The organism is Singulisphaera rosea, assembly GCF_054877945.1.
The window spans coordinates 264,899-279,816 of the sequence record NZ_JBTYIP020000001.1; the positions used below are offsets into that span (position 1 = coordinate 264,899).

General features: G+C 64.0%; 14 protein-coding genes. 6 read left to right on the forward strand and 8 right to left on the reverse strand.

Translation table 11 applies throughout. From position 1 onward, the window contains the following. Positions 1 to 73: 73 nt before the first annotated feature. Positions 74 to 229 carry a hypothetical protein gene (locus tag ACYOEI_RS01040; RefSeq protein ID WP_462847391.1) on the forward strand — a complete coding sequence of 52 codons (156 nt, stop codon included), beginning with the start codon at positions 74 to 76 and terminating at the stop codon, positions 227 to 229. After that, complete coding sequence (locus ACYOEI_RS01045; protein ID WP_462847392.1) at positions 226 to 438, forward strand: hypothetical protein; 213 nt, start codon at positions 226 to 228, stop codon at positions 436 to 438. The genes ACYOEI_RS01040 and ACYOEI_RS01045 overlap by 4 nt, the downstream gene beginning before the upstream one ends. Before the next feature lie 396 nt (positions 439 to 834). On the opposite strand, the gene ACYOEI_RS01050 is transcribed toward ACYOEI_RS01045, so the two are convergent. Together ACYOEI_RS01050 and ACYOEI_RS01055 are read right to left on the reverse strand one after the other, a co-directional pair. Continuing rightward, a complete protein-coding gene (locus ACYOEI_RS01050) occupies positions 835 to 1,092 on the reverse strand; it encodes an HNH endonuclease (protein WP_462847393.1) in 258 nt (85 codons plus the stop codon). Positions 1,093 to 1,098: 6 nt separating this feature from the next. Then, a complete protein-coding gene (locus tag ACYOEI_RS01055; protein ID WP_462847394.1) occupies positions 1,099 to 1,440 on the reverse strand; it encodes a hypothetical protein in 342 nt (113 codons plus the stop codon). Between the two features lie 1,250 nt (positions 1,441 to 2,690). On the opposite strand from ACYOEI_RS01055, the gene ACYOEI_RS01060 reads away from it, so the two are divergent. Continuing rightward, the gene (locus tag ACYOEI_RS01060) at positions 2,691 to 3,935 is read left to right on the forward strand and encodes a hypothetical protein (protein WP_462847395.1); all 1,245 of its coding nucleotides are present in this window, start codon (positions 2,691 to 2,693) and stop codon (positions 3,933 to 3,935) included. Between the two features lie 267 nt (positions 3,936 to 4,202). On the opposite strand, the gene ACYOEI_RS01065 is transcribed toward ACYOEI_RS01060, so the two are convergent. Continuing rightward, on the reverse strand, positions 4,203 to 5,438 hold the full coding sequence (locus ACYOEI_RS01065) for a cytochrome P450 family protein (RefSeq protein WP_462847396.1): 1,236 nt from the start codon (positions 5,436 to 5,438) through the stop codon (positions 4,203 to 4,205). Positions 5,439 to 5,727: 289 nt separating this feature from the next. On the opposite strand from ACYOEI_RS01065, the gene ACYOEI_RS01070 reads away from it, so the two are divergent. Beyond that, positions 5,728 to 7,161, forward strand: a complete 1,434-nt coding sequence (locus ACYOEI_RS01070; protein ID WP_462847397.1) for an alpha-amylase family protein — start codon at positions 5,728 to 5,730, stop codon at positions 7,159 to 7,161. A 23-nt stretch (positions 7,162 to 7,184) separates the two neighbouring features. On the opposite strand, the gene ACYOEI_RS01075 is transcribed toward ACYOEI_RS01070, so the two are convergent. The 3 genes from ACYOEI_RS01075 to ACYOEI_RS01085 all read right to left on the reverse strand — a co-directional run bounded on the left by ACYOEI_RS01075 (position 7,185) and on the right by ACYOEI_RS01085 (position 9,632). Continuing rightward, positions 7,185 to 8,000 carry an ATP-grasp domain-containing protein gene (locus ACYOEI_RS01075; protein ID WP_462847398.1) on the reverse strand — a complete coding sequence of 272 codons (816 nt, stop codon included), beginning with the start codon at positions 7,998 to 8,000 and terminating at the stop codon, positions 7,185 to 7,187. A gap of 214 nt (positions 8,001 to 8,214) precedes the next feature. After that, the gene (locus ACYOEI_RS01080) at positions 8,215 to 8,754 is read right to left on the reverse strand and encodes a hypothetical protein (protein ID WP_462847399.1); all 540 of its coding nucleotides are present in this window, start codon (positions 8,752 to 8,754) and stop codon (positions 8,215 to 8,217) included. Positions 8,755 to 8,801: 47 nt separating this feature from the next. After that, complete coding sequence (locus ACYOEI_RS01085; protein WP_462847400.1) at positions 8,802 to 9,632, reverse strand: RING finger protein; 831 nt, start codon at positions 9,630 to 9,632, stop codon at positions 8,802 to 8,804. Positions 9,633 to 9,882: 250 nt separating this feature from the next. Here ACYOEI_RS01085 and ACYOEI_RS01090 point away from each other — a divergent pair, with 250 nt between their 5' ends. Beyond that, complete coding sequence (locus tag ACYOEI_RS01090; RefSeq protein ID WP_462847401.1) at positions 9,883 to 10,785, forward strand: DMT family transporter; 903 nt, start codon at positions 9,883 to 9,885, stop codon at positions 10,783 to 10,785. A 3-nt stretch (positions 10,786 to 10,788) separates the two neighbouring features. On the opposite strand, the gene ACYOEI_RS01095 is transcribed toward ACYOEI_RS01090, so the two are convergent. Then, on the reverse strand, positions 10,789 to 12,057 hold the full coding sequence (locus ACYOEI_RS01095) for a threonine synthase (RefSeq protein WP_462847402.1): 1,269 nt from the start codon (positions 12,055 to 12,057) through the stop codon (positions 10,789 to 10,791). A gap of 389 nt (positions 12,058 to 12,446) precedes the next feature. On the opposite strand from ACYOEI_RS01095, the gene ACYOEI_RS01100 reads away from it, so the two are divergent. Further along, on the forward strand, positions 12,447 to 14,054 hold the full coding sequence (locus tag ACYOEI_RS01100; protein WP_462847403.1) for a hypothetical protein: 1,608 nt from the start codon (positions 12,447 to 12,449) through the stop codon (positions 14,052 to 14,054). 120 nt (positions 14,055 to 14,174) lie between these two features. Here the strand turns inward: ACYOEI_RS01100 and ACYOEI_RS01105 are convergent, their stop codons facing one another. Beyond that, on the reverse strand, positions 14,175 to 14,684 hold the full coding sequence (locus tag ACYOEI_RS01105; protein WP_462847859.1) for a tRNA (cytidine(34)-2'-O)-methyltransferase: 510 nt from the start codon (positions 14,682 to 14,684) through the stop codon (positions 14,175 to 14,177). Positions 14,685 to 14,918 lie beyond the last annotated feature (234 nt).

Here is a 14,918-nt window from a genome sequence, read left to right on the forward strand (position 1 = left end):
GACTTACGGCGATCCTGCCCACTCCACATCGCCCGCCTTGGCAACAGGATTGGGGCGGCATTGGGGACATCCAATGGCCTCGCTCCAGGATCGTAGCGGCAGCTACCGATTCATCTTCCGCTACCACGGCAAGCAGCCCTTCGTCACCATCGGCAAGGTCTCACTGGAGGAGGCGGAGGCCAAGGCCGCCCAGAGGGATACCTGCTCCTGCGGCTCAAGCAGCCGTTGATCGAGTTGCCGCCTGGCGTCGGCATCGTCGAATTCCTCCAGCACGCCGGCAAGCCATCGTCAGGGTCGACAGGCGTTCCTGCGGAGGTGCGCGCCTTGACCCTGGCAGAGTTCCGCAACCGCTACCTGACCACGTCCCGGGATTCGCTCGAAGACCGGACCATCCAGGGCATCGAGCTGCATTTCAGGCTTGTCTCCTTAGGGGGGTAGTCGGTGATCGACAGACCAATGACTATGCTATCGAGACCCACATGCAAGCGCCACATTTTGGGAATCGACCCTTACAGACGAATCTCGAATTCGACCAATACCCGGAATGGTTTTCTGGCAACATCATGCCTGATGGCTCCTTGTTTGGAGTGCTTCACCTAGGTCGAGGCATGCAACCATTCTTGGATGTCGAAACCTTTCGATTGTAGAACGAACCGACAAACCGTGAATAGCCGGGGCATCTCGGCGTCACTCAGGAGGAAACACACCTTCCTCGATCAACCCCTGCCGGAAGATCACGCGATAGCCGAGATTGATTTCAAGGACGACGATGGTCGCCCGGCCGGCTGGCGTCAACCCGACCAGGGTTGGTCCGTCCCAGCGGAAATGCCTACTTCATTTGTGGCGACGTGGATTGAACAAGGAGACGATTCTTTTCGTCTTCGCGTCGATTCCAGAAATATTCGGACCTTTATGGTTATTACAGGCAAAACAGGCTAAACAGAGGTTGGCGGCCCGGGTGGGACCGAGATGCTTCTTGGCGATGATGTGGTCGATCTCGAAAGGAAGATCGAGGCTCTCTTGGGATAGCTGGCAGTATTCGCAACGACCACCGGCACGCTGCCACACCAGGTCTACAAGCTCGCGTTGCATGCGTGCTCAGTGAGCCTTGCCCTTTCCGTTGCTGCTGCCGCGGGCCTTGAGTGAGCGACGGGCTTTGGATTTCATCAGCGAGAGGAAGTGCCCGACTCGCTCGTAATTATTGATCTCATCCTGCTCGCCGAGGCTGAGAGTCCCTTCCTGGGCTTTGGCCGATAGCTGGCGCATCCGTTGCATATCGGCCTGGGTGAAGCCGAAATCGAGGATTGCCCGGGCGGCCGCGATGGAGAGTGTGGCCTGATCGGGTTCCAGAATCCTGCTAAGGATCGCCCCTTCGCTGGTGCCCTGGGAGGGATGCAATGCCCGCTCGTTTTCGCCCGCGTGCGTGGTGGTCGTCCCCATGTGCGTTCCTTTGCGTAAGATGCGTCCGGGATCGAGTATAGCACGGCTCCGAGCTTGCGGGAAACGGCTCGGTCGCGTAACGAGCGGGATGCGACTTCGGCGGGTTGACAGTTTGAGTGGAAGGGGAGGCCGCCCCTTGGTGAACTGGTTCACGACCAAGATCGCCAGTCTCAGGGAGGGCCTCACCCGATGTTCACGCTATCGATCCGCGACCTCGTCTGCAACGCCCCCTCCGCCCTCCCAATCCCGTCGCACAAGAGCCCACCACCACGTCTACTGTCCTGTTCGATGTCCCCACCCGCAGGCGCTTCGCAGTTACCGCTTTCGCCATGGGGATCAGCTCGCGTCAGATCGAGGAACTCTTTCGCGTCGTCCTTCCCGATGACGCCCCCGACCACTCCAGCATCGGACGTTGGGTCGCCCAGGAGGCCGAGAAGGCCAAGCCCCTCCTCCAGACGCTCGACCCGGACTCAATATCCGGTGGGGTAACACCCGTGTGGGTTCAAGTCCCACCTTCGGTACCATCGATCGCCCACCCTCCTCGATCTTCTCCTCTCTCTACGTTTCAAACAGCAAACCATCGCAGAACCGTGGGTCGACGCAAGCCGGGCCGAGCGACTCCCAGTGCCGTGGGATCCTCTAACATCCCCTTGGCACGGATGGTCAGTGGGTGACTCCGAATCTCCAGAAACGAATCAGCTCGGCGTTCCTGAGCGATAGCGAAACCCCAAAGCAAAGATATATATACAATAATTTTCGCGGCAAAGCAAACCGCCAAGTCGGCCGGTGATTGGGAAAACCGTAAGAGTGTTCTCGAATCGATTTCCTCGCTTTCTCAGGCCCGGGTCCGTAAGCCTCCTACCCCCTTCCGGCCGATCGCCGACACCAACCCGACCCCTCGTCCGCGACGCAAGGGCCTCCACTCGACGATCTGCCTCGCCAATAGCCTTCCTTAATTCCCAAGATGGCCTCGAGCACGGCGAGCGACGTCCGTGTTCTCTGCCGCAGCCCCGTAGTCCGGCTCCCCGTGCCCTCGCTCCGCCCTCCCGGACGGTGGCCCCCTGCGGCCCGCTTCGATAGCCAGGCTTCCGTTCGAGCCTCAATCCACGCACGTGTTTTTTTTGGCCCGATTGACACCCGAACATGGGGCTCATATGGTGTTGGAGCGAAGACGTGCCTGGCTGTTTGTATGAGGGCGCGAGGCAATCGCCGTCCGAGGCGCGTCTTCGACATTTCGGGGAGCGACCACCATGCTGTCGAGGCGGTTCACCATTCGGGCGGGGCTGACGTCGAGTTGGGGTTACGGGGCACTCATCGCGGGGATGATCCTGGGCCTCTGGCACGCCACCGGCGCCGGCCAGGAGCCTGGCAAGGCGCGGGGCCGGACGGGGCGTCCCGAGGTTCGCCGTCCGGAAACTCGACGCCCGGAGGTACGGCATCGACGGCTCTCATCGCTGAACCTCGGTTTTCACGACCATCTCGACAAGGCGATCGAGGGCCTCAAGAAGCAGGCGGGGCCCGATCCCCAAAAGAAGACGACCTACAACGAAGCCAACGACCCGTACGGCCGCAAGGCGCTGCTGCTCGACAGGGCCCTGGAACATTACCAGACCCACTACAAGAACACGTCGACGATGACCGCCACGCAACTGACGAACCAGGACGAGTTCGCGATCACCAACGGTCACGATCCCAGCTACTTCAGCAACGCCCTCGACAGTTCGCACATCGCTCACTACCAAACGTCCTCCGATCGGTATAATTACGATACCTCGAAGGACAAAGAGATGCAGTTCTGGGTCGACTTCGCCAACAAGGAGTTGGGTGGCGGGGTGTTCAACACCGGCTTCGTCCAGGAAGAGACGATGTGCCTCGAGATGCCCGAGATGGCCAACGCGGCGGCCTTGCCGTCCCGCCCCGTCGTCCGCACGGGCGTGAAGCCGGGGGTGCTCGACGGAAGCCCAACGCCTTGGGTCTTCGAGAAGGTGAGGCGCGTGATGCACATTCACGAGCGTGCGTCGGATAAGGACAAATGGAGGACGATGCCCGTCGCGGAGCTCAAGGCCGCCGACGAGGAGCTCCAGCAACCGTTCACGATCAACATCCTCGCGATGGCGGCCCCACGCCTGTCCAAAACCGAGCCGAAGGCGTCGCAGGCCATCGTCAAGGACCTGTTCAACACGTTCGTCGCCGGTTTCACGCTCGCGAAGGAGCAGGCGAAAGGGGAGCCGGTTCTGATCCACACCGGGCCCATCGGGGCCGGCGATTTCAACAACGACAAATCGGCCGTGTTCGTCATTCAGCGTATGGCCGCCTTGACCGTGGGCAAGGTCAACTTGAAGTTCTGGGCGTATTCGGATCAAGAGGCCCGCGATGCGAACGTGAAGTACTATGACCCCATCATGAGTGAATTCCACGATCCGAAGGCCAAAACGACCGATCGGTCGCTCATCCGCCTGCTCAATATTGCGGCACAGCATATGAGCGGACTGTGAGCGGCCAGACGTCGGAGAAATCCGGGTGACATCTTAACAGCCCCGTCCTGCGTACCGGCGCCGACGGGGTTTTGTATTGCCCTTCCGGACTGGCACTCGTGATTGCGACCAGAACCTAACCGACGCCGAGGGGCACGATCCGTCGCCAACCGGCCGGACTTGGTCGACCAGTCGACGCAACCCGTCGCGAACGGAGGCTCCCGGCCACGTGATCCCATCCGACTGAAACGGGGGCGTGAACCGGGCTTGCTCAAAAGGTGGGCGCATTCACGACGTCCAAAGCCGGACCGGGAGGGCCGCAAGGCCTCGGGTCCCCGGCTGGCCCGACCATCGCACCGTGGAGGGAGGGACGGCCAGCTCGAGCCTCGGGAAGCGGGTCAACAATCGTTCGATCGCGATCTCGCCTTCGATCTTGGCCAGCCTCGCTCCCAAGCACACGTGGATCCCGGCCCCGAACGCCAGGTGCGGGTTGGGACGGCGTCGGATGTCGAACCGGTCGGGGGCCTCGAACTTCTTCGGGTCGACGTTCGCGGCGGCCAGCAGGGCGAAGACTTTCTCTCCGCGCTTCAGCACCTGCCCCTGCCACTCGAGGTCGCGGGCCGGCATCATCGGCTTGGTCATCTGGACGGGGGAGACGTAGCGCAGAAGCTCGTCGACCGCCGACTCCGCCAGTGACCGGTCGGACTCCAGCGCCTGCCGCTGGTCGGGATGGCCGAGGAGCGTATAGACGCCCGCTCCGATCAGGTGCACCGTCGTCAGGTGGCCTGCCGCCAGCAGCAGGCCGATCATTGCGAGCAACTCATCGTCGGTCAGGCTCTCGCCCTCGTGCTGGGCGGCGATGAGCGCGGAGATGAGTCCCTCGCGAGGCTCGGCGCGGCGGAGTCGGACCTCCTCGCGGATGTACGCCACAAGCCCTTTGATGGCGCCGAACCAGCGGAACATGCCGAGCATCGAGAACGGGCCGGCGAACGCCTCGGCGAGTCTCACGAACCTCGGCCGATCTTCGGGCGGCAGGCCGAGCAGCTCGCAGATCACCGCCAGGGGAAACGGTCGCGCGAGGCCCGCGACGAGGTCGACCGGCCGGCCGTCCCGCCGGAACTGGGCCTCCAGGTCGTCGAGCATTCGGTCGACGATCAGCTCGAAATTCGGCCGCAGATGCTCGATGCTTCGCCGGACGAACGCCTGCTCGACCAACCCCCGCAGACGGCGATGCGCCGGCTCGTCGCGATTGATCATCGACCCGACCATCGGGAGCAGCGATCGCGGGACCCACCACGGAAGGGAGGCCCGTTGCGAGAGACCCGCCGACTGGGCCTCTCGCACGAACGTGTGCCGATCGCGCAAGAGCTCGTTTACCGCCTCGTACGTGGTCGCCATCCAGATCTTGCCGAACAGCGGGAACCTGACGCGGACCACGGGGGCTTCTGCAAGCATGGCCGCCAGCGTGGGATACGGGTTCCGCTTGTAGGATTGCGAGTACAGGTCGAAGTCCTGAACGCCCATGCGAGGCCTCCGGGATGACGCACCGCGAGAACGCAGCCCAGCCAACACGGTACGCTCGGCCGCCTTGGACGAGAACCCGAGATCGACGCGGGCTTCCCGACATCGAACGATCCCAGTGGAACGGGCCACTCCCGACGTAAGCTCCATGACATCCGAAGACGGCCGTGGTCCCCATCCTCCTCTCGCGAGAATCCAAACGAGAGTCGTACCGCTGGTGGTGGGTGCCCGCATTGGTATCCTGATCCCGTCGGCGAATCGTGCTTGTCGGTTTCACTCCGGAGATGCTGCCGTGTCTTTGATCCTGAGCGCACTCGTCGTCGTGGGGCTCTCCGCAGGCGAAGCGAGCGGAGACGGGCCGTTCGATCAGCGAGGGTACTACCTCACGTTCATGCGGATGCCGACTTATGACCTCGCCGATTGGACTCGGATCGTCGATGGGGTTCACGACGATGGCGGAAACACTTTGGTGCTCTGGATTGGCGGGGGATTCCGAAGCCGGAGGTTTCCGATTACCTGGAAGTACAACGAGGATCATGAAAACATCCGCAAAGACTTCCTGCGTGACCTCATCGACCACTCACACTCGAAGGGGATCAAAGTCCTGCTCGGCTTCACGCCGTTCGGCTATGACGGCGTGAACCGGTATTCCCTGGAACATCCGGAGCTCAAGGCGGTCGGCAAGGACAGTAAGCCGGTGCAGGCGTTCGGGATCGGCTGCTGGGGGTATAACCTCTGTCCGTCGAGGCCCGAGTCGCAGCGGTTCATGCTCGAGTACGCCCGGGAGTTGGCGTTCGAGTTCTACCCGAATGCGGACGGCCTGCTCATCGAGTCGTCGGACTATGCGATCTGCCACTGTCGAGACTGCTCGGGACACTTCTTCGAGCGGGAATTCGGGTTCGTCAAGCAGATTTCGGACGAGGTGTGGGCGAGGAAGCCCGAGGCCACGGTCGTGGTCTTCCCCCACTACTTCTCGGGGTCGGAGGTCCCGGGTTTCGGCGTGAAGGCGGCGAAACTCCCCTTCGACCCGCGCTGGACCCTCGTCTTCTCGCCTCACAGCGCCAGGCCCGAGCCGGACCTCATCAAGGAGGCGAAGGGAAGCCTGTGGTGGGACGACTCGCCCGCCTTGAGAAGCCCCCGACAAATCCAGGGCGGCGCGAAGCACGCGAAGGAGATCGGGGCGACCGGCTACATCCCCTCGTTGGAAGCGTTCACGTTCGTCGCCAACGAAGCCGAGGAAGGGCAGGGGTGGTTGAAGGGAAAACGGCAGATACCCCTGGGATTCGGCTGGCTGCAGCCCGGAAGCCCTCCTTACGACGAGTTGCCGATGCGAGTCAACCGGATCGCCTACCGGGAGTTCGTCCGCAATCCCGACCTTCCGTTCGACTCTTACAAAGCAACCGTCGGGCGGGAACTTCTCGGGCCCGCCTCGTCCGCGCAGTCGATCGACGACCTCTTGAGTCTTCAGGCCACGTTCAACTTCGAGCGCACCTGGTGTCAACCCTCACCGCTCACAAGTCCCCTTCGGGTCCGGGCCATGAAGGATCAGGGTGAGTTGACGGCCGAAAGAGAAGCCCGATACCGCGGTGCCCTGGATCGACTCCGACCCCTTGAGGCACGGCACCGAGAGTCGAAGTCCGACGGCGAGACGGAGCTTCATCGGATCGCCCAGTGGGTGCTCGACCAGTGGGGGAACGCGGATCGTGGACTGCTGGAAGCCAACTGAGATCCGGGGAGAACCGGTGGAACTTACTCGTTCGTTCGGAGTGGAGTCCCCGGCAGCCCGGCCGTCCAGCGAACGACCAGATCCAGGTAGGCCGTACGCACCTCGGGAAAGACGGTCACGTTCGGGACGTGGTTGACCTCGAGAAGAGAGCGATCGCCCTCGAGGGAGACCATGTAGTCCACGCCGATGGTCTGCAATCCGAAATGTTCGGCCAATCGGCGCGTGTCGTCGAGCAGTTCAGGGTCGATCGGCATGAATGCGGCCCTCGGATCGTGGACCGACTTGAGCCAATCGTCACCCGCCATACGAACTTGCCAGGCCTGTCGGTCGACGAGGATGATGCGGACTGCCTCACCGTCGACGAAGGTCTCGAAGAGGGTCGGTTCGGTGGCCGTCCACGAGCCCTCGAAGCGTTGCTTGTCCTCACCGCAGTGCCAGTTCCCCCATTTGGCGACGGTGGGACACTCGACGTCGAGCCTCGAGTCGCGGTCCGCGTAGCCTCTAGGAAGCCCGCCGAATCGGGTAATGGCCAACACCCTGACCAGGCCCGAGAGTCGCAGTCGGAGTTCCATCATCCCGCGGGCGCTTGGCAGGCAAGGACCTCCCCAGAGGGCCAGCGCGGTGAGGAAATCAAAGTCGTCCTCGAAGATCGCGTGGTAAACAACTCCGTCGACCGGGACGAAACGATCCATCGCATGCGGGTGTTCGACGAGCAAACGCCCACGCTCAACCCGGATTCGGGGCAGTGACGTGAATGTGAAGACCGGGGTCGCCTCCAGCCGGCGCCGAATCTCCTTGGATTCGGATTCGTCGAGACCGATGAGGAGTTGGACACCCATTCCCTTCGCTCCCATCAACTCCGAGTCGACAGCCGGAGTCTCCCGGCCCACTTCGACCCTCCGCTGTCGGAGTGGATGCGCACGACGGACCCAAGGTTCAGCACCCCAGACCGATTGACGATCAAGAGGCCGTTTTCCGAGACCCGGCCAAAGCGCAGTCGAGTGTATGCCCCTCATTTTCCTGCGGCAGCGAAGGCTCTCCCAACCGTAAGAGCTACGGGATTTGGTTGGGATGACTCGCGCTTTCCGAGGAATGGTTGACCGGCGTGATTTGCTCCGTGGCCTTTCCGGCCGACGTCTTCATCACCCACGCGGAGAGGCCGAACGAAAGGAGGAACATTACCCACCCTGGACCGGCCTGGAACGCAGTCAGGCCAGGTCCCACAGCCCCGACCCGGTCACTCTGAACGGCGATGTAGATCAGAGTGAGGAAGAGCCCGAATACCAGACCTTTCTCACCCTGCCACACGATGCAACGAGACGGAGGATACGGTAACCCCCGCTTGTGGTGATACTCCTTCGACCACCCGTCCAGGAACAGATAGAAGACTACATAGACCATCACGAACCCGTTCAGAATGAAGAGTGCGAACGCCGTATGCGAGCGGAGTTGATCGGCCGACACTCGGCTCGACAGGATCATCCGCACAAGAAGAACCGCCAGGTCGTTCGACCCGACGACCACGGCCAGGAGGATCATCCACTGATTGATTGTGACTTTCGGCCTCGGAGAAGGGTTCGAGGGATCGGGCATAGACTCCTCCATGAGGGGTAAAACTCGACGGCCTTACGGGACAAGTTCTACGCGGGAACGCTGTGCTTACCAGTGCACCCATAGATCGAGCATGAGCCGACGAACTCCCAGCAATCCCGATGATGAGGGGTCCGGCAGGCGACGCAGAGGACGCCAGGGGTCACGATGGGCTCGCCGCAAACCTTGCAAATGGGGGATTCGATCTCGGGGTCGTCGGTGACGCCGACGGCGACGATCGACACGCCTTCGGTGAGGCGGGTCGCGACGCCGGCCTGGAGGCCGTCGTGGATCGTGAGGGCTTCTCGGACGGCGTGGGCCAGGGCGTCGGAGCTGAGTCCGAGGTTGCGATCGACCTGGACCAGGAGTCGCTCCGGGTTGATCGAGATCAGCATCCCGCTCGGGGGAGCGAGCCGGACGAGCTTGCCGATCGAGCGCCGGACCGGGCTGCAGAGGAACTCGCAGGCCATCTCGGGGTCGTTGGCCTGGATCTGGAAGGCGCGGTCGAACTCGGGATCCCCGACCCGGACGGGTCGGGTGCCCTTGGGGGGCTGCGGGGGTGTAGGTCGACCGGCGGGCGCGAGCTCGAGGCGAAAGGGGAGTCCCTGGCGGAACCGCGCGACGAGTCGAGTCCTCGGGTGGACCGGCTGTCCCGCCACGATCGGCGCGAGGCCGACGCGGATGCTCGAGCCGTTGTGTGAAAAGCTGACCGTCGGTGGGTCGGAGAAGCCTCGGCTCTCGTACTTGCCGTTGTAGTGCGTCGCGATGTAACGATAGGCGCGGAAGCGTGACCCGGACATCCACGCGCCGGCCGTCGCGACGAGGCGGATCAACAGGTACAGGCAAAGGACGGCCGCGCAAAGGCCCAAGAGTGGCGTCACGAGTCGTCCTCCCGGACGTTGGCGATCGGGGCCTCGAGAACGAGACGTCCAGGTCTCACCCCGAAGGGCTCCATCCTATCCATTCCAGCCCCTTCGGCCCGAGGAATCAACGGCATCCCCGCACCAAATCAAGGCGGCTCCTTTGTAAAGGGTGGGGTTGGCCGCGAAGCCGGCTTCCCCCGGCGTCGAGTCTGCGAGTACCATCGGCCGGACTCGAAAAGAAAGGCGCGAAGAGGAGAGGACTCGACGAATGGCCGACGCTCAAGGGAACTCTTCCGCCCGAGGGCGATTGTATGTCCTCTCGGCGGCGGTCCTGTGGAGCCTCGGCGGCGTTTTTGCCAAGTCGATTGCCCTCGATGGACTGACGATCGCCTTCTATCGAGGACTCTTCGCAGGACTGGCGTTGCTCCCATTCGTCCCTCGAGCAAAACAAGTCTTCCGGCCTGGAATGATTCCGCTGGGCCTGGCCTTCGGGGCGATGACGGGGCTCTACCTCGCCTCGATGAAGGCCACGACCGCCGCGAACGCGATCTTCCTCCAGTGCACCTCGACGATCTGGACGATCCCCCTGAGCGCGATCGTTCTCCGCGAGGCTCCCAATCGCCGGGCGGTCGTCGGCATCGTGCTCGCGACCCTGGGGATCGCGGCGATCGTCGTGTACGGGCACGACGGCAGGCCCACCGAAAGCCTGGGGATTGCCCTCGGACTGGCCAGCGGCCTGGGGTACGGGAGCGTGACCGTCGGATTTCGAGGGATGCGCGACCTCGACCCCGTTTGGCTCAGCGCGTTCAGCAACCTCGCCGGCGCGATCGCCCTCGGCGTCTGGATCCTCGTCTCTCGAGGCTCGATCCCCATCCCCAGCGCGACCCAGGGTCTCGGGCTCGTCGGCTTCGGCCTGATCCAGATGGCGATCCCTTATATCTTCTTCGCCCGAGGCCTCCGGACGATCGACGCCCCCGAGGCGAGCCTGATCACCCTCGTCGAGCCGATCCTCAACCCGATCTGGGTCCTCCTCGTTGCGGGCGAACGCCCCGCGGGAGCTACCATCGTGGGAGGCCTTCTCCTGCTCTCCGGAGTTGCGTGGAGATACCTCCCGGCCCTGAACGGGCGATCGGACGAGACCGAGACCGTGACGAAGTCCAAGACTTCCTAAGTCTCAAAGCCCTCCGCCAATCCACTTTCGGATTGTCGGGAGCGACTTCTCGGGGGAGGCCGTGTTGACCAGGACGACCCGGTCTCCTTCCCGGATGACCCCGAGGTCGGCCAGTTCGGGGAGCGCGGCGAGCGTGGCGGCCCCTTCGGGCGACCAGGCGAATCGACGATGCTGCCATTCCTCACGGATCACCTCGCCGATCGCCTCGTCGTCCACGGCGACGGCCACGCCACCGGCCTCCCGGATGATCCGCAGCACGTTGATGTGTCCGAGATTCTTGGCGACATTCAGGCCCGTCGCGATCGTGGAACCCGCGGGACGAGCGTCGATATCGGCGGCCCCTTCCTTGAAGGCACGGACGATGGGCGTCGTCGCCGAGCTCTGGACGCAGACCATCCGAGGCCGTTCGGGACCGACGAGTCCGAGGCTCTCGAGCTCGTCGAAGGCCTTCGCCATCCCCACGACCCCCGTCCCTCCCCCCGTCGGGTAGATGATAACGTCGGGCAGCTTCCAGATCCGGTCGGCCAGCCGGTCTCCCCGAGGTTCCGCCATCTCGAGCCCTAGCGTCTTCTTCCCCTCGGTCCGCCAGCCGGGCTCCTGGAACGTCGCGACGCTGAAGTAACCCAGGGGGACGTACGACTCGCGGACCCTCTGCGCGGAGTCGACGATCGTGCCGGGGACGAGGTCGAGGTTGATCAGCTCGGGGTGCAGCTTCGCGAGGGCCGCCACGCTCCCGAGGATCGGGAGGTCGGTGTCGGGTGACATCACGATCGCCGCCTCGATCGTCGCGGCGACGGCGTAACGAGCCAGCGAGTCCCCCGCGTTGCCCTGGGTCGGGACGGCCAGGCGCGAGAGGCCCAGGGCCTTGGCCATCGACGCCGTGACCGCCATCCCCCGATCCTTGAAGGAGAGCGTCGGGTTGCCGCCGAATCCGGGGTGGTGGCGCCCCTCGTCTTTCACTTCCAGTCGGCAACGCAAGCGATCCGCCCAGGGATGAGGGTAGTCGATCGAGGGGGTGTGTCCTTCGCCGAGCGTGACGATGTGATCGCGGTCGGACGGGTCATGGATGTCGAGCGGCAGGAGGGCGCCGAACCTCCATAGATCACGTCGAGCCGGATCCCACCCTCCGTCCCGACCACGCTCCGCCCGAATCCGAGGCAGGTCGAGGATCATCTGGACGGGGCGCGCGTCGCGCTCGCAGAGGTTCATGATCCGGTCCGCGGGATAGCTCGTGCCGCAGACCGAACAGGCAAGGTGAGAGACATACCGCATCGTCCATCGCCCCCGTCATCCGTTCGCGTGCCTTCCCGGAGGTTCGGAACCCGACCCGCCCCAAGGCTCTTCGACTGTATCGGACCAGATGCGGCCATGCACTGACCTTCACCAAGGTCACCCTATGTGAGGTGCACCCGAGGTCGAAAAGATAGATTCCGAATCGGAATCAATATTCCGAATCGGAATCGAATTCTCGGAGCATGGCCGACGTCTCTCTTTGGTACCACCTCCGTGACGCCAACATGCCGACGGATCTCGCTGAAGCCCTAAAAAATTCGGTCGTCTGCTCGGCGTGACTCCGTTCTGTCGAGGAATCAGGGACCGCGTGTTCCCCCTCAATGAATCGGCCCGGACCCACCCGTAGTCAACGAGTAAGGTTGATCCTGATGCGCTCACCCCTCTGCCTCCTGACCAGGCCTTCGGCCCTCGTCGGCGGCCTGATTCTGGCCTTCCCGTTCTCGTCGGCTTCGGCCCAGGCCGTCAAGAATGAGGCCACAGCCGTCAAAGACGAGGCTCCGGCCGTCAATCTCCTCGAAGCGCTTCGCGACCGCTCCATCGGCGTCAAAGCCGAAGGTACTGGCGATGGTCGGATGACCCTCTCCGTGACCAACAACACCAAGCGTCCGCTCCGGGTCGTGCTCCCGCCGGGCCTGATCGCCACGTCTGCCACCGGCCAGTTCGGCGGCATGGGTGGCGGTGGCGGTGGCGGTATGGGCGGCGGCATGGGCGGTGGCATGGGTGGCGGTGGTATGGGCGGCGGCGGCATGGGCGGCGGCGGCATGGGCGGCGGCGGCATGGGCGGTGGCGGTATGGGCGGCGGTGGTATGGGCGGCGGCACGATGCCGGCGTCCATGGGCATGATGATGCTCGGCCAGCTCATCATGCGGCTCGTCGGCGACCGTGATAGTTGGGACTTCACCTCCCTCATGTCCGGTATGGGCGGCATGGGCGGTGGTGGCATGGGCGGTGGCATGGGTGGTGGTATGGGCGGAATGGGTGGTGGCGGCATGGGTGGCGGTGGCTTCCGCTCCGTCCCCCCGACCAGCCTTCCCTTCGCCTCGCTCAAGCCCGGCCAGACCCGGCATCTCCCGACCCGCCTCATCTCGCTCTCGAACCCCGATCCGATGACCCCCCTGGCCATGCCCCAGGAGGGCGAGAAGCTCGCGATCGGCGAGATCGGCCAGTTGACCAACGACCGCAAGGTCCAGGTGGCCCTCAAGCGGCTCGCCCAGGACAAGACCGCCGCGACCCTCTCGCAGCTCGTGATGTGGCGCGTGGCCTCGGGCCTCGAGTGGGACGCGATCGCCGACCTCTCGAAGTCGTGGTCGAATCCCCAGGAGCTGACCCTGGCCCGTCAGTTCGTCGACCGCCTCGGTGACGAGTCCGCGAACGGCTCCGCGTCGCTCCTCTGCCAGGTCCGGACCTCGGATCGCTCGCTCGACGCGACCGTCAGCGAAATCGGTGCGGCCCTCAAGGACAAGACCGTTCTCGGCCTCTCCGTGAAGTCGGACGTCCCCGACCAGCCCGAGGTTCCGAGCATCGCCTGCCGGATCACCCTCACCGGGTCGGCCAGGAAGGTCGAAGCGCTCGTCCAGGTCGCGACCAGCGACGCGGATGTCACCGCCTGGGCTCCCGCCGGCAAGTTCACGCTGCCGATCGGCACGGACCAGGGCAAGCTCAAGACCAGCGACTTCGCCGACGCCCTGGCCGAAGGGATCCTCGGACGGCTCGTCCGGGCTCAACTCGGTAAGGGTCCCAAGGTCAAGGGCAAGGATACCTTCCGCATCAAGATCGAGAATTTCTCCCCGCTCGTCCTGAACGGCGTGGCGATCCTCGGCGACGCGAAGAAGGAAGGGGCCACCCCCAACGTGCTGCCGGTGGTGAGCCTCCCCCCCGGCAAGAGCATGTCCGTCCCCGCGACCAGCCAGATCGTCGACCAACTGGGCCTGAAGAAGGGCGTCCGCGTCTACGCGGCCAACCTCGGCAGCCTTTGATCGACCGCTTGCTTCGTCTCGCTTGCTGACAAACCACGAGGAGCCCCGGTCGTCCACGACGACCGGGGCTCCTTCGCGTTTCGAATCCTCTACTCGCGGGTTCCGGCAGCCCCGTAGGCTTCAGTTGCACGGCTCGTGACTCCCGTCGTCGATCTGGCGGAGGGCCTCGAAGACGGCGATCGCCGTGGCATTTCCCAGGTTCAAGCTTCGCGCCTCGGGCCGGATCGGGATCCGAACGGCACGATCGGGCCGGGACGTGAGCAAGGATTCGGGAAGTCCTCGACTCTCGGGCCCGAGGACCAGTCCATCCCCCTCGCGATACTCGACCTGGGTGTAGGAGCGCTCCGCCTTGGTGCTGAAGAGCCAGAGACGGTCGTGCCCGAGGGCCGAGGCGACCTCATCGAGGTGGTCGACCGCCCGCCAGGTGAGGTGTTCCCAGTAATCCAGGCCCGCGCGATGCCTTTGGGGATGATCGAGTTGAAAGCCGAGGGGGCGGATCAACCAGAGCATCGCGCCGGCCGCGACGCACGTCCGCCCGATCGCCCCCACGTTCGCCGCGATCTCGGGTTGGGCGAGGATGACATGGAACCGCGCTCGAGCCAATCCGGGAGGCTTCTCTTCGAAACTCATCGTCGCCACGTGCGCCTTCGTGTCCAAGGGCGGGTTAGGGAAATCCTGATTCTTCCAGGTTAGCGACCCCTCGCCCCTCACGCGACCGAATCATTCGCACTTGGGACCATACCGACCATACCCCCGTGGGTGGGGAACTCTCGCCTGGCGATGTTCGCCTCGACTTTTGCAGAAAGAGCGGGGCAGGAGTGCCCCACCCACGGGGGTGAGGCTTGGTGCCAAATCGACGGAGAG

Excerpts from the sequence above, each read along its gene's own strand:
- ACYOEI_RS01100 (WP_462847403.1), top strand. The coding sequence starts at position 12,447 with ATGCGCTCACCCCTCTGCCTCCTGACCAGGCCTTCGGCCCTCGTCGGC.
- ACYOEI_RS01080 (WP_462847399.1), bottom strand. The coding sequence starts at position 8,754 with ATGCCCGATCCCTCGAACCCTTCTCCGAGGCCGAAAGTCACAATCAAT.
- ACYOEI_RS01040 (WP_462847391.1), top strand. The coding sequence starts at position 74 with ATGGCCTCGCTCCAGGATCGTAGCGGCAGCTACCGATTCATCTTCCGC.
- ACYOEI_RS01065 (WP_462847396.1), bottom strand. The coding sequence starts at position 5,438 with ATGGGCGTTCAGGACTTCGACCTGTACTCGCAATCCTACAAGCGGAAC.
- ACYOEI_RS01055 (WP_462847394.1), bottom strand. The coding sequence starts at position 1,440 with ATGGGGACGACCACCACGCACGCGGGCGAAAACGAGCGGGCATTGCAT.
- ACYOEI_RS01075 (WP_462847398.1), bottom strand. The coding sequence starts at position 8,000 with ATGGGTGTCCAACTCCTCATCGGTCTCGACGAATCCGAATCCAAGGAG.
- ACYOEI_RS01090 (WP_462847401.1), top strand. The coding sequence starts at position 9,883 with ATGGCCGACGCTCAAGGGAACTCTTCCGCCCGAGGGCGATTGTATGTC.
- ACYOEI_RS01095 (WP_462847402.1), bottom strand. The coding sequence starts at position 12,057 with ATGCGGTATGTCTCTCACCTTGCCTGTTCGGTCTGCGGCACGAGCTAT.
- ACYOEI_RS01060 (WP_462847395.1), top strand. The coding sequence starts at position 2,691 with ATGCTGTCGAGGCGGTTCACCATTCGGGCGGGGCTGACGTCGAGTTGG.
- ACYOEI_RS01050 (WP_462847393.1), bottom strand. The coding sequence starts at position 1,092 with ATGCAACGCGAGCTTGTAGACCTGGTGTGGCAGCGTGCCGGTGGTCGT.
- ACYOEI_RS01105 (WP_462847859.1), bottom strand. The coding sequence starts at position 14,684 with ATGAGTTTCGAAGAGAAGCCTCCCGGATTGGCTCGAGCGCGGTTCCAT.